The organism is Marinobacterium lacunae, assembly GCF_000705555.1.
Lineage (GTDB): Bacteria > Pseudomonadota > Gammaproteobacteria > Pseudomonadales > Balneatricaceae > Marinobacterium_D > Marinobacterium_D lacunae.
Window position 1 is genome coordinate 112,043 of record NZ_JMQN01000036.1, and the last position, 20,860, is coordinate 132,902.

The following is a 20,860-nucleotide window of genomic DNA, read 5'->3' on the forward strand; positions in this document are numbered from 1 at the left end:
ATGCTGTCTATGCAGAAACGTCATGCTCGCGATGCTCATCTGGATCAGCTGAAAGATCCGACACTGCTGCGCGAGTTCGCCTATATCAACGGCGAATGGTGCGCAGGCGATGCCGACGCGCTGATCGATGTCCGCAACCCGGCCGATGGCAGCTGGATAGGCTCGGTCGCCAGTCTCAGCGCCGACCAAAGCCGTGCCGCCGTATTTGCCGCCCACAGTGCGTTTGCAGACTGGTCCCGCCGTCTGCCGCAGGAGCGCGGCCGCATCCTCCATCGCTGGTATGAGCTGATGATGGAGCACAAGGAGGATCTGGCGCTGCTGATGACCCTTGAACAGGGCAAGCCGCTGTCCGAAGCACGCGGCGAGATCGATTACGCCGCCTCCTTTCTCGAGTACTTCGCCGAAGAGGGCAAACGCCTCAACATCGAGAGCGTGATGTCCCATCTCGAACGCGCCGAGGTTGAGTTATGGCGTGAGCCGGTGGGCGTTGCAGGCCTGATCACGCCGTGGAACTTCCCCTCGGCCATGCTGACCCGAAAAGCGGGGGCCGCACTGGCCGCCGGCTGCACTGTGGTCGCTCACCCATCGTGGGAGACCCCGTTCTCGGCCCTTGCGCTGGCGGAACTGGCCGAGCGCGCCGGCATGCCCGCCGGTGTCTTCAACGTGCTGACCGGCGAAGCGCCCACCGTCGTTGCGCCCTGGACGGTAATGCCCGAGGTGCGTGCGCTCTCCTTTACCGGCTCCACCGAGATCGGTCGGCGGCTGTATCGCCAAAGCGCGGATACAGTCAAGCGGCTGGTGCTGGAGCTTGGCGGCCACGCGCCATTCCTCGTGTTTGCCGATGCCGATATCGAGCACGCCGTGACATGCGCCATCGATGCCAAGTTCGCCACCTCCGGTCAGGACTGTCTGGCCGCTAACCGCATTCTGGTGGAACGACCGGTTTATGAAGCGTTTTGCCGGCAATTTGCGGATAAAACTGCCGAACTGCGCGTAGCACCCGGCATCGAGGATCCGCAGATCGGCCCGCTGATGAACGAGCGCGCCATCGCCAAACAGGAGGAGCAGATCGCCGATGCGCTGGCGTTGGGCGCCCGCGTGCTGGTCGGGGGCAAACGTCACGCGGCAGGCCCGCTGTTTTTCCAGCCCACCGTACTGGTCGATGTGCCGCCCGAGGCGGCCATCTTCCGCGAGGAGACCTTCGGCCCCGTCGCCGCCATCGCACCGTTCGACAGCGAAGAGGAAGCGATCACCCGCGCCAACGCGACCGAGTACGGGCTGGTCAGCTACATCCACACCGAGAGCGCACACCGTATCTACCGTCTGACCCGGGCACTGGAGTACGGCATGGTCGCCGTCAACCGGACCAAAGTGACCGGGGCCCCGATCCCCTTTGGCGGTATGAAACAGTCCGGTATCGGACGCGAAGGCGCACGCCTGGGGATCGAAGCCTTTACCGAAGTGAAATATGTCTGTCGGGACTATGCCTGACCTATAGCCTGACATTGGAGGTGACTCATGACCGATATTAAAACCCTGGAAAGCTGGGACCGCGACAACTTCTTCCACCCCTCCACCCATCTGGCGAATTTCGCCCGTGGCGATATGCCCAACCGGGTAATCAGTGGCGGCGAGGGGGTTTTCATCGAAGACAAAAGCGGCAACCGTCTGTTGGATGCCTTTGCCGGACTTTACTGCGTCAATGTGGGATACGGTCGCCAGAAGGTGATCGACGCCATCGCACAGCAGGCCAGCGAACTGGCCTACTACCACGCCTATGTCGGCCACGGCACCGAGGCCTCGATCACGCTGTCGAAGATGATTCTCGACCGGGCGCCGGATCATATGTCCAAGGTGTACTACGGGCTCTCCGGCTCCGATGCCAACGAGACCAATATCAAGGTAGTCTGGTACTACAACAACGTACTGGGACGTCCGCAGAAGAAAAAGATCATCTCGCGCTGGCGTGGTTATCACGGCTCGGGCCTGATGAGCGGATCGCTCACCGGCCTTCATCTGTTTCATCAGCAGTTCGATCTGCCGCTGAGTCAGGTGATCCACACCGAAGCGCCGTACTACTACCTGCGTGAGGACAGCAGCCTCAGTGAAGAGCAGTTCTCCGCGTACTGTGCCGACGAGCTTGAAAAGCTGATTCAGCGCGAGGGCGCCGATACCATCGCGGCGTTTATCGGCGAGCCTGCACTGGGTACCGGCGGTCTGGTGCCGCCGCCCAAGGGCTATTGGGAGGCGATACAAAAAGTGCTCAACAAACACGACATTCTGCTGATCGCCGACGAAGTGGTGACCGGGTTCGGCCGTCTGGGCAGCATGTTCGGATCTGAGCATTACGGTCTGAAACCGGACATCATCACCATCGCCAAGGGGCTGACCTCCGCCTATGCGCCGCTGTCCGGCTCCATCATCTCGGATAAGGTGTGGCAGGTACTGGAGCAGGGTACCGACACATTCGGCGTCTTCGGCCACGGCTGGACCTACTCAGCGCACCCGATCGGCGCCGCTGCGGGCGTTGCCAACCTTGAGCTGGTCGATCAGTTGAATCTGGTCGGCAATGCCGCCGAAACCGGCGCCTACTTCAAAAAGGCGATGCAGGATGCCATCGGTGATCATCCCCATGTTGGCGAGGTGCGCGGTGAAGGCCTGCTCTGTGCCGTGGAGTTTGTGGCAGATAAAGCCGGTCGCAAGCGTTATGAGCCGATGGGCGCGGTAGGCGGTCAGCTCGCGGCGGCGCTGCTCAAACGCGGCGTGATCGCCCGCGCCATGCCTCAGGGCGATATCCTCGGTTTCGCGCCACCGCTGTGCATCAGCCGCGAAGAGTGCGACCAGGTGGTGTCGGCTCTCAAGGATGCAGTGTCCGAAGTCCTCGGTTAAGCTCAGGACTCAACAGCGCACAAGGGGGCTTTAAGCCCCCTTTTCCGTAAGAGCACAGACTATGCAACAGATCCCCTTTATTGCCGATATCGATGCTCATGAGCATGCACTCTGGCTTGAGAGCCTCAAGGTTGCCCTGCCCGAGCTCGAGATTCTGCCTTCGACAGACTTCAGCGACGCACGGGCCCGAGAGGCCCGCTTCGCCATCGTCGCCAACCCGAAACCGTCGGAGCTGCGCCGTTTTTCCAGCCTGATATGGGTTCAAAGCCTCTGGGCGGGCGTGGAAAAGATGGTCAGGATGCCTGAACTTGAAAACATCGCCATCGTGCGGATGCAGGATCCGGAACTGGCCCGCATCATGGCAGAGGCCGTACTGGCCTGGACTCTCTATCTGCACCGGGACATGCCGCTGTATGCCCGCCAGCAACGCGAGCAACTCTGGCGCCAGCACCTCTATACCCCGACATCGGAGCGCACCGTTGGCATACTCGGCACCGGCAATCTGGGACAGGCGGCAGCACGCGCTCTCATGGCTAACGGTTTCGATGTCTGCACCTGGAGTCGCTCCCCCGACCAGACAGAGCAGACCCGTCACTTTGCAGGTAAGGCTCAACTGGATGAGATGCTCGGCAACTGCGACATTCTGGTCATCCTGCTGCCGCTGACTGAGGAGACACAGCAGTTGCTCAACAACGACCGTCTCGCGGCGCTGAAGCCCGGCGCCAGCCTGATCAACTTCGCCCGCGCCGCAATCGTAGACTACCCAGCACTGATGCAGCAGCTGGACTGCGGTGCACTCAAGCATGCGGTGCTCGATGTCTTTGAGACCGAACCGCTGCCCGCCGATGACCCGCTGTGGGCACATCCCGATATCACCCTGCTGCCGCACATTTCCGGGCCCACCGACATCAAAAGCGCCAGCCGCATCGTGCAGGCCAACATCCGCCGCTACCTGGCCGACGGCGATGTGCCGGAGGCGGTCGATTACCGGCGTGGCTACTAGTCCGGAATGGATCTTCTAATGCGGCTGCGCAGCAGCCCCAACGACGATGCCCACCGCCCCATGCCCTTTAACCACCGATGCTGCCACTGACCAACGACCAAGCCGGACAGGATCAGCAGGCAGGAAAGGAGCTTGATCATCCCGATCTGCTCATCGTAAAACACGGCGCTGCCGATCAAGCCAAACACCGGTACCAACAACGTGAAAGGGGCGACCGTCGACAGCGGGTAGCGCACCAGCAAACGGTTCCACAACCAGTAACCCAGCAAGGTGGTAGGGTAGGCTTGGAACAGCACCGAGAACCAGACACTGGCGTTCATCTGCTCCGATACCTGCAGCACACCGTCCAGGCCCTGGCGCACACATACCAGCAGCAATAGCGGCAGCGGGGCAAACAGCATGCCCCAGACGCTGAACGCGAACACCTGATCGGTACCGGCGCGTTTGACGATGATGCCGGTCAGGCTCCAGCACAGAGCGCCGAGCATGACCAAGGCAAGCCCGACCGGCGTCACCGAACCATCCTCCAGCGTAAGGCTGACAAACAGACCCAGCATCGCCAGCAGCGCCCCCGCCACCTTGCCCAGCCCGACTTTTTCCCTTAAAAAGCCGACACCCAGCAGCAGGCTAAAGACCACGCTCAGCTGAAGCAGCAGACCCGCCATGCCTGCGGAGATACCCGCCTCTATGGACCAGGTCACCATCCCCCATACGCCGAGACCGAATACCAGGCCGTACGCCAGCAGATAACGCCAAGCCACCGGCGGACGGGCGACAAAGAAGATGGCCGGTATCGTCGCCAGAGTAAAACGCAGCGCAACCAGCATCAGCGGATCGATCTGATCCGTCCCCAATTTGATCACGGAGAAATTGAACCCCCACAGGCACATCACGGCCAGTCCCAGCACCACGTCCTGAATACGCATAGTCTCCTCCTCGACATTTGAGGAGAGCAGTATTGATCCAGAACAAAACAGTAAACAGATTCAATTTTTAACAAAAAAAGATATACAATTTTTGAGATACGGAGCTATCAAGACGGGGATTCCCGATGCGTTACAAACAGATGGCGGATCAGATCATTGCCGATATCGAGTCCGGCAGGCTGCCCGGCAACAGCCGCCTTCCCTCCCTGCGCAAATCGGCTCGGCTCTACTCCGTCAGCATGACCACGGCGATCAACTGCTATCACTATCTCGAAGAGCTGGGCTGGCTAATTGCCAAACCACAATCCGGATTTTACGTGTCGCAACCGGCGGTTCCGGCCCGACCGCCCGGCTTGCCCCGGTTCGAGAGCCGCATTACGACCCCTCATATGCCGTCCACCGCCGGCGGGATGAACGGCCCGCTGGGTATCTCGCAGCTGGGTCCGTCCCTGCTGCCGACGGCAGCGCTCAATCGCAGCGTCAAGCGGGCACTCCGGCACTCAAGCGAATACCTCGAACGCTATCCCGATCCCCAGGGCGAGGCGGCACTACGCCAGGCACTGGCCTCTCATTTCGCCGGCTACGGTTTCCCTTTTGCTGCGTCGGAACTGGTGATCGGCAACGGCTGTATCGATGCCGTCCGCGTCGCTCTGGAGCTGACCACCCAACCCGGTGATGCGGTGGCGATCAGTTCACCCTGCTTCAACGGCCTGCTGGAGTTACTGGCACTACTGGACCGCCGGGTAGTCGAGATCCCCAGTACCGCAGAGGGCATAGACCTGGAGCAGCTGGAACACCACCTGAGCCGGCGGCATGTGAAAGCCGGTCTGTTCAGCACCACCCATATGAACCCCCAGGGCATCAGCATGACCCCCCGGCAGAAGCAGAAGCTGGCTGATCTGGCAGAAACCTATGCGACGCCGATTATCGAAGATGATATCTACATGGAGCTTGGGCACGGCAACGTCACCCCGCTGCCGGCCAAATATTGGGATAGAAGCGGTTATATCCTTTGGTGCGGCTCGGTGTCGAAGACATTGAGCGCAGGATTACGCATCGGCTGGTGTCTGCCGGGGCGCTATCTGGAACGCTATCGTCAGCATCGATCAGTTGGACAATTCGGTCTCAACGCACTGTCACAGGCGGCATTGGCCGACTTTATCGGTACCGGGCAGTATCATGCCCACCTGCAGAAAGTACGCTCCCAGTTAAAACTGCAGATATCCGCCTACCAGAGCTTCCTGCAAAACGCCCTAGCGGATAATATTGCGCTCAGCCACCCCTCCGGGGGACTGGTACTCTGGCTGCAGAGCCCTGGCTTGAACTGCAGGGAGCTGAATCGGCGAGCCAGAGAGATAGGGCTGGGTATTCGCCCAGGCTGCGAGTTCACCACGCTCTCACTGTACCAGGACTGCTTGAGGATCAACGCCGGCTGGCCACTGGACTATGAACAGAATGGCCGATATCCGGCGCGCGATGCCCTGCAACAACTGATCGGTCTTATACAACATCCCTGATTTTTCGAGGTCAACATGCCCAAGGCATCCGAACTTAAGCGTGGCCAGGTCGTCGATATCGACGGCAAACTGATGATGGCCCAGAGTATCGACGTGCGTAACCCCACCGCACGCGGCGCGTCCACCCTGTACCGTGTCCGCTTCAGCCAGATTCCGGGCGGCGGCAAGCACGAGGCCACCTATGTCGGCGACGATATCCTCAAGGAGGTGGCACTGGAGCGGCGCAAGGCCTCCTACCTCTATCGCGAGGACGATCTGTACTACTTCATGGATGCTGAAGACTACAGCCAGTACGGTATCAACGGCTCGGTAATCGAAGACCAGCTCCCCTTCCTGATCGAGAATATGGAGGGGATCATGCTGTCGCTGGTGGATGGCAACGCCATCGCCATCCAGTTGCCGCCGATTGTGATCATGGAGATCGTCGAAACCGTACCCGGCATGAAAGCGGCCAGCGCCACGGGCCGTACCAAGGCGGCCAAGTTCGCCAACGGCCTGGAACTGCAGGTGCCCGAGTATCTGGAAACCGGCGAGAAGGTGAAGATCAACACCGAAACCGGCAAGTTCAGCTCCCGCGCCTGATTCCGTTATACCGCGGCGGCCGGACAATCCAGCCGCTGCGGCCTCCCCTCTTTTCGCCTTTGCATCTTGAACAACCCGCCGCATTCCGTTTGAATACCAACTACTTAGCCGCAAGGTCGCGGCATTGCCGGCTGGCGACTCATCTGTCTGCCTCAGGAATGGACCCCAACGGGAGAACACATTTTTTGACAGCACGAGCCAACCAGACGACGTAGATGATGACTACCGGAGAACGAGCCTCCCCGCCCTCCCCCCTTTCGCTGTCGCGGCTTTCAGCCATGATTGCACTGGTGATAACGGGCGTGATCTACACGCTGGTGGCCTACGGCACGATGAACCTGCCCTACCCGGACGGTTCCATCGCAACAATCTGGTATCCCAATGCACTGGCAATCTGCCTGCTGCTGACCCGCCCCGCCCGCGAATGGCCGCTCCATCTGGCCGCCCTTGCTCTGGCTAATCTGACAGCCGGACTCGCCGCTGGCGGCAGCTTCAGCCGCGTCGTACTCTACATTCCCGGCAACCTGATCGAGATTCTGCTCGGAGCTGCGCTACTACGACGTTTTACCGACCTGCGCGAGAGCGTCAGCCGTGCCGAAGGCATGCTCAGCAGCCTCTTGCTTGGCTGTCTCGTGCCCTCTGCCATCGGCGCGATGCTGTCCGCACTGATCTTTTACAGCGCTCAGAAAGCGGATATCGGCAGTACCTGGACCAGTCTGTTCGGCAGCAGTGCCATCGGCGGAGTCGCCGTACTGCCCCTTGGCTTGCTCTGCCTGACACGGGGAATACCCGCGTTCACCTCTCTGCTACGACAGCCCCAAAGTTTGCTGGCCATAGCCGTCACACTGGCGATCTCCTCCTGGGCACCGGCGTATATTCCCTACCCCTTCGTTTTCGTTACCGCCTCCCTGGCCTTGATTGCGATCATCGGCCGTTTCCCTGCCGTTGCCGTTGCGCTGCCGATCTGCTCGATACTGGTCGGGATACAACTGGGCTATAACTCCAGCGCATGGAGCAGCATGCCGCGCGAGCTTCAGGATGTACTGATCTATATGCCGCTGGTATTGACGCTGTTACCACCGGTACTGCTGGCCACGTCACTCGAACGCCTGATGCTCACCGCCGAAGCCCTGTCCGACGAAAAGGAAACCGCCGAAGTGACGCTGCACTCCATCGGCGACGGCGTCATCACCACTGATCCGCAGGGCCATATCACCTACCTCAACCCGGTAGCGGAAGCGATGCTCGGCTGGCCGCTAAAAGAAGCCCGAGGCTGTCGCTTCGATCAGGTGGTGAGAATTTCCGATCAGCGCAACGGTCGGGTACTGCCCGACGCCGTCACCCGATGCCGGATCGCGCGCGAATCCAGCGAAGTGATGGACAACTTGATACTGCACAGCCGAGACGGTCTGGAATACGGCATACGCGACAGTGTGTCGCCGATTCATGCGCCTAGCGGCACCCTGCTCGGCACTGTCACTGTGATCAAGGATGTGACTGAAACCCGGCAGTTGGCGAGCAAGATGCTTCGCCTGGCACACCATGACGACCTGACCGATCTGCCCAACCGAGTGCTCTATCAGGACCGCCTGCTGCAGGCTTGCCAGCACGGAGAACGGCATAAACAGCGCTTCGCCGTGATGTTCCTCGATATCGACCACTTCAAGAAGGTGAACGACTCGCTCGGCCACGCCACCGGTGATGAGCTGCTAAAACTGGTGGCACAACGTCTGACCGCCACCTTGCGCGAGAGTGATACTATCTCGCGTCTGGGGGGCGACGAGTTCGTCATTTTGCTCGACGGGATCGGCTGTGCCGAGGCCGCCGGCGAGCTGGCCGGCAAGGTCATTGAAGCGCTGGCCAAGCCCTACACCCTGCTCGACACCGAGTTGATGATCACCGCCAGCCTCGGAATCGCACTCTATCCCGATGACGGCCGCGACCCCTCGACGCTGATGAAACATGCCGACGCCGCCATGTACCGAGCCAAGCGCGACGGTCGAAACGGCTTCCACCTGTTCTCACGCAGCGCCGACGATGCCGCCATCGCCCGCCTGAAACTTGAAAACGACATGCGCAGGGCGATACCCGAGGGCGAGTTTATCCTTCACTACCAGCCCGTCATCGACGCCGTCACCCGGAAAGTCTGCTCGGTCGAGGCACTCGTACGCTGGGATAGAGGCGAACAGGGGATCATACGGCCAGACCTGTTTATCCCCGTAGCCGAAGAGAGTGGGCTGATTATCCCCTTAGGTCAGCAGCTGCTGGAAGAGGCCTGTGCCCAACTCCAACGCTGGCGTGGCACAGCACTGGAGGGCGTGCGCATCGCGGTGAACGCCTCCACTGTCCAACTTCGAGAGAAAGCGTTCGCCGAAACCCTGAGCGAGCTGCTCAAGCGCTACGATATCTGCGGCGACCAGCTTGAGCTGGAGATCACCGAATCCACGCTGATGACAGACTCCGAGCGCATGCTCGATACCCTCAAAGGGATTCGCGCCCTGGGCCTTGGCATATCGGTGGACGACTTCGGCACTGGTTACTCCAGTCTCAGCTACCTCAAACGTTTCCCGGTCAGCACCGTCAAGGTGGACCGCTCTTTCGTGCGCGACATGGAGGAGGATCACAGCGACCGGGAGCTGATCCGCGCCATTCTCGCTATGTCACGCAGTCTCGACCTCAAGGTGATCGCCGAAGGCGTCGAAACCGAAGGGCAGGCAACCATCCTGACCGAGATGGGCTGCCCCTGCCTGCAGGGGTATCTGTTCGCGAAACCCACCGACGCCGACACCCTGCTGGAGCAGGCGGCATCAATGTATGCCGGGGATGGCTCGAATTGGATCATCTGACCCAACAGGCGACATACCACAGCCCATGGGCACTCTGGCGAACCTTCGGGCTAGAATGGTACTCACACTCTGCAGCAAGCCGAACACGCAATTGAGACAGGAGATTCAAGATGCGCTGCCATGAAGTAGATTACGAGATCATCGGATCGGAGATGCAACTGGTCGAAGTGGAGCTCGACCCGGGCGAAACGGTGGTTGCAGAAGCCGGTGCTATGACCTACATGGAGCAGGATATCGACTTCGAAACCAAGATGGGCGATGGCTCCAATCCCGACGAAGGGTTCATGGGTAAACTGTTTTCCGCCGGCAAGCGGATGTTCACCGGTGAATCGATCTTCACCACACACTTTACCAATCGCGGCTCAGCCAAGCGCCGCGTCGCATTCGCAGCACCCTACCCCGGCAATATCGTCCCGCTTAACATGGCCGAGCTGGGCCAGCGGATCACCTGCCAAAAGGATGCCTTCCTCTGCGCAGCGCTGGGCACCAAGGTCAGCATCACCTTCAACCGCCGCATCGGTTCGGGCCTGTTCGGCGGCGAAGGCTTCATCCTGCAAACACTAGAGGGCGATGGCATGGCCTTCATTCAGGCTGGTGGCACAGTGGTGCCAAAGAAATTGAACGGCGAGACCCTGAGAGTGGATACCGGCTGCCTGGTCGGGTTTACGGAGGGGATCGACTATGACATCCAGCGCGCGGGTAACCTGAAGTCGATGATCTTCGGCGGCGAGGGTTTGTTCCTGGCGACGCTGAAAGGCACCGGTACCGTCTGGCTGCAGAGTCTGCCGTTCTCGCGCATGGCCGATCGCATCATTGCCAGTGCACCGAGTTCCGGTGGCAGCGACAAGGGCGAAGGCTCTGTACTCGGTGGTTTAGGCCGCCTGATCGACGGCGATCGCTGATACTGCATGAGTGCATTTATCGCATGAACGCTACCGACGCGCACGCCCGACGCGGCGCGTTGATCAGGGCAATGACAAACGTGTTGAGAGCATGGCGAAAATTAGGAAATCTTCCTAGATTAACTCGGCATAAACCCTGATAGGCTGTGCGGGTTGCCAGCTGTCCCCTGCAGTTGGCAACTACTGGATAGTGTATTCTCATGAGGATTCAACGGATGAAAAAGGCTCTCGCCATCCTGGCTGTCGCCGCCACTTCTGCGACTTTCGCAACCGCATCGTCTGCCCAAGGCATCTATATCTTTGGCGATCTGGGTCGTTCTGATTTCGATACCGGAAGCGCTTCGGGTATCTCGGTCGACGAGACCGACACAATGTACGGTGTCGGCATGGGTTACAGCTTCAATGACTACTTCTCGGCAGAACTCGGTTATGTCGATCTGGGCGAAACGACCGCATCAACCAACGCTCCGGTAAGCGGAAGTCTGTATGGCAGCTCCGTGACCATCGACGGGCGCATTTCCGTGGACGCGACCGGTGTTTTCTTCGGTGTCCGCGGCGATCTTCCTGTCACTGAGTCGGTCGACCTGTTCGCACGCGCGGGCATGCTCCACTGGCAGTCCGACGCTGACTTCTCCGGCACCATCACCATTGATGGCGATACCTTCAGCGGCGGTGCATCCGCAGAACTGGACGACGGTACCGATCCGTACATCGGTCTGGGCGCCAGCTACTCATTCAACGAAAACGTATCGGTCAACGCTCAGTGGAACCGTTACATGCTGGATGTGGTTGACGAAGATCTCGACATCGACACCCTGTCGATCGGTCTCGCATACCGCTTCTGATCACGCACCTCACTAAGTAAGCGCAATGAAATAACCGCAGCACCCCGCTGCGGTTTTGGCTTTTTCGGGTTAGCACCATTAACCGCCAAACGACATACCATACCAATCAACCGTACAGTAAACGCTACATAGCCGGGCCAACGGGCACAACGGCTTAGTTTCCTAACGCGTCGCGCCCCATTTTGGAGAAAGCACTATTGTCATGTTGATACCAGTGCGCAGGGTCTACCTGTTGTAATGAGGGCAGTGTCCAGGGCAACTCCAGCTCAACGATTCGGTGCTCCCGTTGCTCGAGCAGTTCGATAGCCTTTCTTATCTCCGGCCGTGAGTAGAACAGTTGGTCGAAACGGCCATTGCTGGCCGCAAGCTCCAATCCCCGTTTGATTCTGGCCGCGAGCTGTGGATTTCGTCGCGACACAAAGAAATAGATGGGGCTTCGGTAAAACAAAACGAGGTTGGTTTTCAGGGTAATCTCAGCGCTGACGGGACGGTTCAGCTCCAGCCAAACCTCACTGATACCGCGTGGAAAATAATCGGCCCGGTGCCGTCTCAACATATTGAATAGGCTCTCGTAGTCGGGCGAGGTGATCACGTTGAGATGGTTGTAACGCAAGATATCGACGTCAGGCCAACCTGTTCCTTGTATCGCCGTGAACTTGGCCAGTTGCGTCAAACTGTCGACAGCATCGAACTCTTTCAGACGATCGTTTGCCACCAGCAAAGTTCGATAACCAAGCAGTCCTTTCAATAACGGGATGGGTATAGCCAACGCGTCGCGCTCGCGTGCGGTACTGCTCATCACCCAGGTAACGTCTATGTACTGACCCGCCTTGACCAGGGCAAAGGCTCGGTCTTGGGTGGTCAGCGATGACGCCTGCTGCAGATGGTAGTCACCGTACTCAACGCGGCTTTCATCCAGCGCCAGCTTCAGCAGCTGAAGAAAATACTCGTCCCGCTTATCGTTCGGGCTCTTGGTGTGCTGGTACTTTATCGTGGGTGTGCTGTCTGCTTTAAGCAGTGGACTCGCCAACAGGCATAGAGCGATTACTCCGAGTATCAGATACCGACCGAATAAACCTGCGTGCCACATCCGGAGTCGCCCCCTAACATCTGATCAGTGAAGGTTTGAGGGGGCAGCGGACGACTAAAGCAGTAGCCCTGCAACAGATCGCAGCCCATCTCGGTAAGCAAAACACTCAACTCATTCGACTCAACCCCTTCGGCGACAACTTCGAGTCCCAACGAGTGGGCTAGCTGCACAATGGTGCGCACGAGTGTCTCACGCCCGGGTTCGCTGAGCATATGACGCACAAAGCTCTGATCGATCTTGAGCAGCTCGAACGGATAGCCACACAGATAGTTGAGTGATGCATAGCCACTGCCGAAGTCATCGATGGCAAGACGCACCCCTAGCGACTGTAGGTAACGCAGCTTCTCCATCAACGGTTCTTCGTCATGCAGCATCAACTGTTCTGTGACCTCCAGCTTTAGAGCGCAGGCCGGCAGGCCGGACAGTGCGAGCGCGTTTTCAACAATCTGCTGAAAATGCGCATCGACGATCTGTAACGGCGAGACATTGACACTGATGATCATATTGGGAGCAAGCGTGCGCCAATGTGCTGCCTGGAGACAGGCTTTCTGCAGAATCAGCTCGCCGAGACCGGCAATCAAACCGATCTCCTCTGCGACTTCGATGAATTCAGGTGGTGGAATCTGGCCAAGCTCATCGCTACACCAACGTGCTAATGCCTCACAACCTACCAATTTTTTATCCTTGGCATCGACAATCGGCTGGTAGTGCAGTTCAAACTCCTCCAGAAATTGAGCACTGGAGATTAGCGCCGTAAGTTTTAGGCGGCGCGTTGTCGTCTCATACTTCAAGGGATCGAAGAACAGATAACGTGACCTATGGCGTTGCGCATGCGCACTGTAAACAGCCGATAGGGCGTGCTTATAGAGTGTATGTGCATCTCTGCCATCGCCAGGCGAAATCGCAATTCCAGCGTAGCAGTTGGTATCGATACTGTGCCCATGCAGGTATATAGGTTGCGACAGATCACCGCGCATCTTCTCCATTAGCGTTCTGATCTGTTCAATGTCGGTTCCGTTGATCCGCAGGGTGACGAAAAATTGATTATCGGCACAGCGCGCAAGTATGGCATCTTCCGCAAACAGCTTTTTCAGCAGCTCAGCTACGTAGACGATCATCAGTTCAGCATACTGTACACCGAGGGACTCGATTACCGGTTTAAACGCCTTGACCGCGACAGCGACCAGCACCAGGTGCTCCCCCTTCTGTTCCGCTATGCTGAGCTGCGTCTGTGCCTGGGCCAATCCCGTTTTGCTGTTCATTAATTGGGTCAGGCTGTCTCTCTCTATCAGCAGACGTTCACGCTCCTGCGCCTCGCGGATCCCCTCAATTCCGGCCTTTAACCTTAGGCGCATATCATCCAGCACTGTACACAGGTCATCCAGTTCGTCGAAACGATCTACAGGATTTGTTTCGGGCATGAAGGGGGTATGCAGATCGTCGGCGGTCAATGCTTTTGCGGTTTGCTGCAGATGGCTCAGGCGCCGGAACAGCAGGCGGTAGAGGATCCAAAGGATGAGTGCCGATACGATGACTGTTTTAAGTATTTGCAAGGCCAGCGTCAGTATTGCCTGATTTTTCAAGCTATCCAAAATAGGCCGTCGGTCTACTCCCACGCGCAGAACCCCCAACGGTATAGGCAGGGCTGGCGGGTCGTCGAAACGGTGACTCAGCGGATATTGGTAAACCTCAATGTAGGGAGAGTGCACCTCCTCACCTTGCCTATGAATGGCACCATCCACCGTTTCTAACCACACGTAGGCGACATAGGGCAGCTGTTGCACCCCCTCAAGAGTATGGATCGTCAGATTGTTATCCAGCCGCCAGACCGCGTCCTCCAGTGCGCGTACAAAGGTCGACTGGGCATCGTTCAGGCGCAACTCGAGGATGGCGAGATCCGCTCGATATTGGCTGTACAACTGAATACCTGTGACGAGTACGGCAAACAGCCCACTGGCAACCAAAATAGAAGCGAGAATTCGCAAAGCGAGAGGATGCTCACGACGATATCGTTTCAAAGAAGCTCGCATACTAAGGTCGGCTCGTGTTGAATAATCTAGGGCTCAAATTCCAATATAGCCCTTTACACATCTTTGTCGCTTTTCGTCATCTATTCTTTCAACGACTCCTGCAGGACAGGTTTTCCACCGTCGAGCCAACTCCTGATTTAAATCTGAACCTCAGACTTTACCTCAAGCAATGCTTTCAGCTGGTCGATCGGCATCGGTTTACTGAACAGGTAGCCTTGCACCTGATCACAACCGTGACGACGGATAAACTCCAGTTGGGCCTGGGTTTCCACCCCCTCTGCGACCACCTTGAGGTTCAGGTTATGCGCCATATCGATGATGGTGCGCACGATCACCTCATCGTCGGAGTCGTCACCAATATCGCGGATGAACGAGCGATCGATCTTGAGCGTGTTGATCGGTAACTGCTTCAGTCGACTGAGTGAGGAATAGGCGATGCCGAAGTCGTCGATCGCCAGGCGCACACCGAGCCCGCGAATCTGGTTCAGATATTCATGCAGATGCGCCTCCTCCGACGCCACAACCGCCTCGGTCACCTCTACCTCCAGCAGGTCACCGGGGAACCCCGTACTGGTTAGCGTAGACTCAATCCGGTCATGCAGGCCACGATGGATAAAATGCGCCGGGGAGAAGTTTACCGCCAGCGTCAGGGCTGGACATCGGTCCGTCTTAAGCGACATCAGGTCCTGACAGGCGCGGCGGGTCACAAACTCATCGATTTCGCCGACCAGACCGCAATCTTCCGCCAGAGGGATAAACTCCTCGGGAGAGATGCTGCCCTCATCCTCATCGAACCAGCGCACCAGCGCCTCCACACCGGCAATCTTGCCGCTCATGGCGTCATATTTGGGCTGATAATGCACCTGCAGACGCTGCTCGGCGACGACGCTACGCAGCTTGCCCTCCAGCATCAACCGACGCTCCGAGCGGGCGTTCATCTCCTTGGCATAAAAGCTGAACCGGTTACGGCCGACATCCTTTGAAAAGTACATCGCAGTATCGGCATTCTTCAGCAATGTGCCGGCGTCACGGCTATCGTCTGGACACACGCTGATGCCGAGACTTGTCGTAACACGCAGGCTGTAACTATCGATCTCCACCGGCTGATTGATCGCCTGAATCAGCTTCCCCGCCACTTCCGCGGCCGCATCCGGCGTGGTTTCAACCAGCAGAACAGCAAATTCATCGCCGCCCAGACGGGCCAGGGTATCGGTTTCTCGCAACAGTCCGTTCAGTCGCTTGGCCAACTGGACCAGCAGACGATCGCCAATCGCATGACCCAACGTGTCGTTGATCGCCTTGAAACGGTCCAGATCAAGGAACATTACCGCAAGCTGGTGCCCGGTGCGCCGTGCAATCGCGATACTGCGCTCCAGATCGCGATCGAAGGTCATCCGGTTGGGCAGGCCGGTCAGCGCATCGTGAAACGCCTGGTGTTCAAACTGCCGGGTCAGTTCCAGCAACTCGGTGGTTCGCTCGTTTACCTTTGCCTCCAATTCTGATTGCGCCTGCTGCAGCTCTCTCTCCCGCTGTTCGATCTCATCCAGCATGGCATTGAAGTCATCGGCCAGTTCACCGATCTCGTCCGAGGTCGTGCACTGCGCCCTCAGCCGGTAGTTGCGTGTACGTGTGATGCCGCGGGCGGTTTTCGCCAACTGCAGAATCGGCGCAGTGACAAACCGCTGAGACAGGCTCGCCAGTCCCACGGCAACCAGTACCGACACCAGGAACAGTACCGACACGATGCTAAGACGTTCCCGCTGCAGCGCATCCCACTGTTTCGGCTCAAACAGCAGCACCACCCGCCCCAGCTGTTCTCCATCGAATACAACCGGCTTATTTACATAGAGATAACCACGAAAATCGCCCCGCTCTCTAGGCGGTAACTCCAGGCTTAGTGCCTGCCCCTGACGTATGTGGCTGGCAAACAGCTCACCCTGAGCGTCAAACAGCATCGATGCCACGATCTCTTGGTCGCTTTCAAGCGTCGCCAAGGTACGATGGGCCGACTCGCTATCGCTGAATAACAAGGCCGATACACTATTGCCGCCGATAATAGCTGCCTGCGCCCCCATCCGGTCGAAGACCGTTGAGCGCATATTATTCCAGTCATTGACGGCAAACCCGAGACTGGCCAACGCCAGCACCGTGGTGCTGACCATCATCAGTACAACCGTCAATTTTCGCCGCAACGAACGGCGCCCCAGGCTCATTTACCACTCCCGGGAACGTCTATGATGTGTGCCAGCTTTAGCAGTTCCGAACTCATCGAGAGGCGGCGTGCTTTCAATTCCCGTGTATCGATTTCGAAACCGATACTGCTGCCACGCCTGACCAAATTCATGATCACCCCCGAATAGGCGACGCCCTTGCCCTCTTCGTCGGTCAAATCAGTGATCGTCAGCACTGGCCTGCGCTCCGTGGCGTTGGATATCTCCGCCATATACTGTGGCAGTTGCTCGGCGGCGATCAGCAACACTCTACACCGGTCACTCTCCGACAGATTCTCGATAAGCCTGCTTTTCATCGGCAGCCCAAGCACTCTTTTGTTCAGGATCATCTCAACACCGGAGCCCAGTGGGTCCTCGCGGTAATAACACAGGGTAAAAGTATCGGCTGGCATCCGCAGCGACTCGGTCGGCCAGGCAACAAACTTGACGATGTTCAGAATAAAGGCCGCTTTTACACGACTCACCCGCTCGTCATTCGGATCGGCCAGCGCGACAGGTGAGAACACACTGATCAGGCATAGCCACAACAACGCGGCCAAGGTGCTCAGTCGGCAGCGTTGTCTGTAGCTAAAGCAAGTCGAGCGAAATCGGATCAAAGCGTCATATCCCAGGTCAGGCGCAACCAGATCTCGCGTTCACTACGCTCGTTACTGTATTTATTGCCGAAATCGGCGGCGGGGTCGTAAACCCGGCGGTCGAACAGGTTGTCGATCCCGTAAGAATAGGACCAGTCCGGTGCCAAACGGCCAAAACCGTACAGGTTGGCAATATAGAAACTGCCCTCATCGTCCTCGCTGAAACTGTTCCAATCGTCACGTGCCTGGTTGTAAACCAGCGAAAAGCCCAGCGTATGCGCGGGTCTGACGCGATAGTCCATCTGCAGGCTGCCGGTCCAGCTGGAGACATAGGGCGTCGCCTGATCGCCATCGGCCCGCTCCAGGTAGGCCAGACCTGCCCTCAGATTCAGCCGCTCAGACGGTTTGACATTCAACAGTGCCTCCATACCGTTGAACCGCACCTTCATATCGGTATTGGCGAAAAATTCATCGGCATCATCCGGTGTCGGCATCTCGATGATGAAGTTGGTCAGCTCGCTTCGATACAGGCTGAGGTTGAGGTTGGCGTTATCCCACTGGTAGAGATAGCCGAGTTCGATCTGCTCGATCTCCTCAGGTTCCAGTGGCGGCGGCACGAACGTGGTCCCCTCAAGCACCTTGAGATATTCACGCAGGGTCGGCGTTCTGATCGCAGTACCGTACTGCAGTTTCCAGGTCTGTGAATTTTCCGGTGTGTATACCAGTGCAGCGCGCTGATTCCAGTGTCCGCCAAACTCTTCGAACTCGTCGTAACGGGCGCCCAGGGTCAGATCCAGCTCGGGTGCGAGACTCCAAACATCCTGCAGATAGAATGCGTAGTCATCGTTTGAGATGCCGGGGCTCGACAACAGATCGCCGGTTTCCGGCGGCGTCAGATAGCCCGCTGCGAAATGGTAGTTACGCTGATAACGGGTATTCTCCGCCGACTCATGCTCCCAGCTTATCCCGGCGGCCACGACATGCTGGCCCAGACGCTTGAATCCGGTCACCTTACCACCGGCCATCCAGGCATCCTGATACTCTTCGTAGCCGAGGGTGTTACCCAGATTCTCGACCTCGTATTCGCGGGCGTTGTCCAGATGGTAGTAAAAAGTGCTTTCAATACGGCCGGTTTCGATGCTGCCCTGCTCATAGTTTGCCGACAGCACAAGCGATTCCGCGTCGACATAGGCATCCTGCGTATCGGGTATAAACAGGAAGGGGGTTTCCTCCTGGGCATAGTTCATTGAGAGCGTTAATCCATCAATTGGCGAGCCCTTGATCAGTAGGTTAGCGAACTCCTCACCCAAGGGTTGATCCGTGTCGCCGCCGATAAAGCTCTTGCGCCCTTCACGAAACGGCGCATCCTGCTGCAGATAACTGCCGAACGCCTGGAAATTGTCACTGTTGTAGAGCAACGTCCCCTTGCCCCGGTCGTTATTGGCAGTTTCCAGCGTTGCACTCAGACTTTCGTCGCTACTGAATTCACGCGTGGAAATCGAGACGATGCCGCTAAACGCATTAGCGCCATAGAGACTCGATGCAGGTCCAAGGATAACCTCCACCTTTTCAATCGCTTCGAGAGGCAGATTGTCACCGAGGGAAAAATGGCCATAGTAGAGGTGGCGTATGCGTACGCCGTCGATCATCAGCACCATCTTGTCGTTGTAGCGGTCGAGCATCCCCCGCGCCCATATCGAACGGTGCCGCTTGCGATACTGGTTCAACTGCAACCCCGGCACAAACGTCAGCAGATCATCCAGTCTGCGCACGCCAAAGCGGGCGAAGTCGCTGCGATCAAAGGTGTAGACGCTGCCCGGTGCCCGGCTGATCTGGGTGGGCAGCAGCGAGGCTGATGTAAACACCTCCAGCGACATCAGCTCTTTCAGTGACATCGCCGCAAGATCGACCTCCTCTTCAGCAGCGGCTAAAGCGTACAGAGGGCTGAGGATCAGTAGCGCCAGTAACGACCCGCGCAGGGTGTACCCACACGCCACTTTGCTCGCCGGTCTGTCGCTTAAAGAATGGTAGCTCACCGCTATCTAACCCTCGCTCGGTACGGGTATTCAATACGCCATTGCAAACAGGCATGTTCGGTACTTGTTTGCCACGGCTATTTATTACCAGTTTTCTTTCACAGTTACATTGATACAGATGTCGGATAGCAATCGACAATAAAAACCCCACCAGACTTTGGTGGGGTTAATCGCTAACGTGCAGGAGCGTGCGTCACTCCACCGTCGAAAGGCTGTCCAGGTAGGCCTTATCGGAGATATTGGTCCACTTGCGTACCTGTTTCAGGTAGTTCTGCTGGCTATTGATGATCTCGGCTGCCAACGGATCCGCCGCGGCCTGGTCAGCCAGAAGACGTTCGGTGGTTTCACGCAGTGCACTGATCACCTCCTGCGGGAACACCTTGTGCGTCACGTCCGGATACTCCTCTTTCATCTTGTCCCAGGCCAGGCTGTTCATATGCGTGCTCTGGGTATACATGTCATAGGCAGCCGTACGCATGGCAACTCGCAGGATCTCCTGAAGGTCTTCAGGCAACCCTTCCCATACTTTGGTGTTGATCAGGAACTGAACCTCAGCTGCGGGCTCCTGCCAGCCTGAGTAGTAGTATTTGGCGATACGGTGGAAGCCCATCGGCAGGTCCAGCGCAGGGCCGACCCACTCCAAAGCATCGATCGTGCCGCGCTCGAGAGAGGTATAGAGTTCACCCGGCGGGATATTGGTAACCGCCACACCAAGCTGCGCCATAACCTCACCGGCGAATCCCGGCGTACGCATCTTCAAGCCTTTCAGGTCTTCGACCGAGTTGATCTCCTTGCGGAACCAACCGCCCATCTGGTTGCCGGTATTGCCGCCGGGGAACGACATCACGCCGTAGGGGGAGTAGACCTTCTGCATCAGCTCCATGCCGCCGCCATGGTAGAACCATGCGTACTGCTCAGGCACCGTCATGCTGAACGGTACAGTGGTGAAGTACATGGCATTGGGGATCTTGCCCTTGTAGTAGTAAGACGCGGTATGCCCCATGTCGTACTGACCCGACTTCACCATGTCGAAAATACCGAACGGCGCCTTGTGCTTGTTGGCAGAGTCGATACGAATCTTCAGTCGGCCGGCCGACATCTTCTCAGCCATCTCCGCCATGTGCTGCGTCGTGTCATGCAAAATCGGGGAGTTGGGGCCCCAGGTTTCGGCAAGCTTGAGGGTATAGGTATCGTCGGCCTGTGCCGGAGCCGCCGAGAACGACAGAAGCGCTGCAAGCACGGCTGCCGGTTTAAACAGGGCTATGCGTGTTTTCATCTTGTTAAAGTCCGTTTGTAGTTATCTTGACTGAACGATCAGTGGGCAGATAGTACCGCGAGGTCGGGCTGTACTGAAGCACATCATGATCTGACGCAATGTAGAGACATTC

The 20,860-nt window shown here is 57.8% G+C and carries 15 protein-coding genes; 8 read left to right on the plus strand and 7 right to left on the minus strand.

Features of this window, described 5'->3' with window-relative positions:
• The 3 genes from ADIMK_RS11655 to ADIMK_RS11665 all read left to right on the plus strand — a co-directional run bounded on the left by ADIMK_RS11655 (nt 1) and on the right by ADIMK_RS11665 (nt 3,892).
• Entirely contained in the window at nt 1-1,491 is a 1,491-nt protein-coding gene (locus ADIMK_RS11655) for an NAD-dependent succinate-semialdehyde dehydrogenase (protein ID WP_255344279.1), read from the plus strand.
• Nucleotides 1,492-1,518: 27 nt separating this feature from the next.
• The gene (locus ADIMK_RS11660; protein WP_036188132.1) at nt 1,519-2,889 is read left to right on the plus strand and encodes an aspartate aminotransferase family protein; all 1,371 of its coding nucleotides are present in this window, start codon (nt 1,519-1,521) and stop codon (nt 2,887-2,889) included.
• Nucleotides 2,890-2,950: 61 nt separating this feature from the next.
• Nucleotides 2,951-3,892, plus strand: coding sequence for a 2-hydroxyacid dehydrogenase (locus tag ADIMK_RS11665; RefSeq protein ID WP_051692886.1), 942 nt, complete (start codon nt 2,951-2,953; stop codon nt 3,890-3,892).
• Here the strand turns inward: ADIMK_RS11665 and ADIMK_RS11670 are convergent.
• Nucleotides 3,889-4,818 carry an EamA family transporter gene (locus ADIMK_RS11670; protein WP_051692887.1) on the minus strand — a complete coding sequence of 310 codons (930 nt, stop codon included), beginning with the start codon at nt 4,816-4,818 and terminating at the stop codon, nt 3,889-3,891. The genes ADIMK_RS11665 and ADIMK_RS11670 overlap by 4 nt on opposite strands.
• Before the next feature lie 125 nt (nt 4,819-4,943).
• Here ADIMK_RS11670 and ADIMK_RS11675 point away from each other — a divergent pair, with 125 nt between their 5' ends.
• From ADIMK_RS11675 to ADIMK_RS11695, 5 genes are all read left to right on the plus strand, one after another.
• Complete coding sequence (locus tag ADIMK_RS11675; RefSeq protein ID WP_036188135.1) at nt 4,944-6,335, plus strand: aminotransferase-like domain-containing protein; 1,392 nt, start codon at nt 4,944-4,946, stop codon at nt 6,333-6,335.
• A gap of 15 nt (nt 6,336-6,350) precedes the next feature.
• On the plus strand, nt 6,351-6,917 hold the full coding sequence (gene efpL / locus ADIMK_RS11680; protein ID WP_036188137.1) for an elongation factor P-like protein EfpL: 567 nt from the start codon (nt 6,351-6,353) through the stop codon (nt 6,915-6,917).
• A 215-nt stretch (nt 6,918-7,132) separates the two neighbouring features.
• The gene (locus ADIMK_RS11685; protein ID WP_081849770.1) at nt 7,133-9,763 is read left to right on the plus strand and encodes a bifunctional diguanylate cyclase/phosphodiesterase; all 2,631 of its coding nucleotides are present in this window, start codon (nt 7,133-7,135) and stop codon (nt 9,761-9,763) included.
• A gap of 110 nt (nt 9,764-9,873) precedes the next feature.
• Nucleotides 9,874-10,665 (plus strand): TIGR00266 family protein, encoded by a 792-nt coding sequence (locus ADIMK_RS11690; protein ID WP_036188149.1) that lies wholly within the window; start codon nt 9,874-9,876, stop codon nt 10,663-10,665.
• Nucleotides 10,666-10,880: 215 nt separating this feature from the next.
• Nucleotides 10,881-11,510 (plus strand): outer membrane beta-barrel protein, encoded by a 630-nt coding sequence (locus ADIMK_RS11695; protein ID WP_036188164.1) that lies wholly within the window; start codon nt 10,881-10,883, stop codon nt 11,508-11,510.
• A gap of 154 nt (nt 11,511-11,664) precedes the next feature.
• Here ADIMK_RS11695 and ADIMK_RS11700 read toward each other — a convergent pair whose 3' ends face one another.
• From ADIMK_RS11700 to ADIMK_RS11725, 6 genes are all read right to left on the minus strand, one after another.
• Nucleotides 11,665-12,600, minus strand: coding sequence for a substrate-binding periplasmic protein (locus tag ADIMK_RS11700; RefSeq protein ID WP_051692889.1), 936 nt, complete (start codon nt 12,598-12,600; stop codon nt 11,665-11,667).
• Nucleotides 12,567-14,618: a putative bifunctional diguanylate cyclase/phosphodiesterase gene (locus tag ADIMK_RS11705; RefSeq protein ID WP_197027525.1), complete on the minus strand. Its 2,052-nt coding sequence runs from the start codon at nt 14,616-14,618 to the stop codon at nt 12,567-12,569. The genes ADIMK_RS11700 and ADIMK_RS11705 overlap by 34 nt, the downstream gene beginning before the upstream one ends.
• Nucleotides 14,619-14,767: 149 nt before the next feature.
• Entirely contained in the window at nt 14,768-16,843 is a 2,076-nt protein-coding gene (locus tag ADIMK_RS21365) for a putative bifunctional diguanylate cyclase/phosphodiesterase (RefSeq protein ID WP_051692890.1), read from the minus strand.
• Complete coding sequence (locus ADIMK_RS11715; RefSeq protein ID WP_036188170.1) at nt 16,840-17,400, minus strand: YfiR family protein; 561 nt, start codon at nt 17,398-17,400, stop codon at nt 16,840-16,842. Before ADIMK_RS11715 ends, ADIMK_RS21365 begins: the two co-directional genes overlap by 4 nt.
• 53 nt (nt 17,401-17,453) lie before the next feature.
• Nucleotides 17,454-19,472, minus strand: a complete 2,019-nt coding sequence (locus ADIMK_RS11720; RefSeq protein ID WP_156042899.1) for a TonB-dependent receptor plug domain-containing protein — start codon at nt 19,470-19,472, stop codon at nt 17,454-17,456.
• Between the two features lie 193 nt (nt 19,473-19,665).
• Entirely contained in the window at nt 19,666-20,748 is a 1,083-nt protein-coding gene (locus ADIMK_RS11725) for a TRAP transporter substrate-binding protein (protein WP_051692891.1), read from the minus strand.
• Between the last annotated feature and the right edge of the window lie 112 nt (nt 20,749-20,860).

Excerpts from the sequence above, each read along its gene's own strand:
- ADIMK_RS21365 (WP_051692890.1), bottom strand. The coding sequence starts at position 16,843 with ATGAGCCTGGGGCGCCGTTCGTTGCGGCGAAAATTGACGGTTGTACTG.
- ADIMK_RS11700 (WP_051692889.1), bottom strand. The coding sequence starts at position 12,600 with ATGTGGCACGCAGGTTTATTCGGTCGGTATCTGATACTCGGAGTAATC.
- efpL (WP_036188137.1), top strand. The coding sequence starts at position 6,351 with ATGCCCAAGGCATCCGAACTTAAGCGTGGCCAGGTCGTCGATATCGAC.
- ADIMK_RS11690 (WP_036188149.1), top strand. The coding sequence starts at position 9,874 with ATGCGCTGCCATGAAGTAGATTACGAGATCATCGGATCGGAGATGCAA.
- ADIMK_RS11670 (WP_051692887.1), bottom strand. The coding sequence starts at position 4,818 with ATGCGTATTCAGGACGTGGTGCTGGGACTGGCCGTGATGTGCCTGTGG.
- ADIMK_RS11725 (WP_051692891.1), bottom strand. The coding sequence starts at position 20,748 with ATGAAAACACGCATAGCCCTGTTTAAACCGGCAGCCGTGCTTGCAGCG.
- ADIMK_RS11685 (WP_081849770.1), top strand. The coding sequence starts at position 7,133 with ATGATGACTACCGGAGAACGAGCCTCCCCGCCCTCCCCCCTTTCGCTG.
- ADIMK_RS11655 (WP_255344279.1), top strand. The coding sequence starts at position 1 with ATGCTGTCTATGCAGAAACGTCATGCTCGCGATGCTCATCTGGATCAG.
- ADIMK_RS11695 (WP_036188164.1), top strand. The coding sequence starts at position 10,881 with ATGAAAAAGGCTCTCGCCATCCTGGCTGTCGCCGCCACTTCTGCGACT.
- ADIMK_RS11665 (WP_051692886.1), top strand. The coding sequence starts at position 2,951 with ATGCAACAGATCCCCTTTATTGCCGATATCGATGCTCATGAGCATGCA.
- ADIMK_RS11675 (WP_036188135.1), top strand. The coding sequence starts at position 4,944 with ATGCGTTACAAACAGATGGCGGATCAGATCATTGCCGATATCGAGTCC.
- ADIMK_RS11660 (WP_036188132.1), top strand. The coding sequence starts at position 1,519 with ATGACCGATATTAAAACCCTGGAAAGCTGGGACCGCGACAACTTCTTC.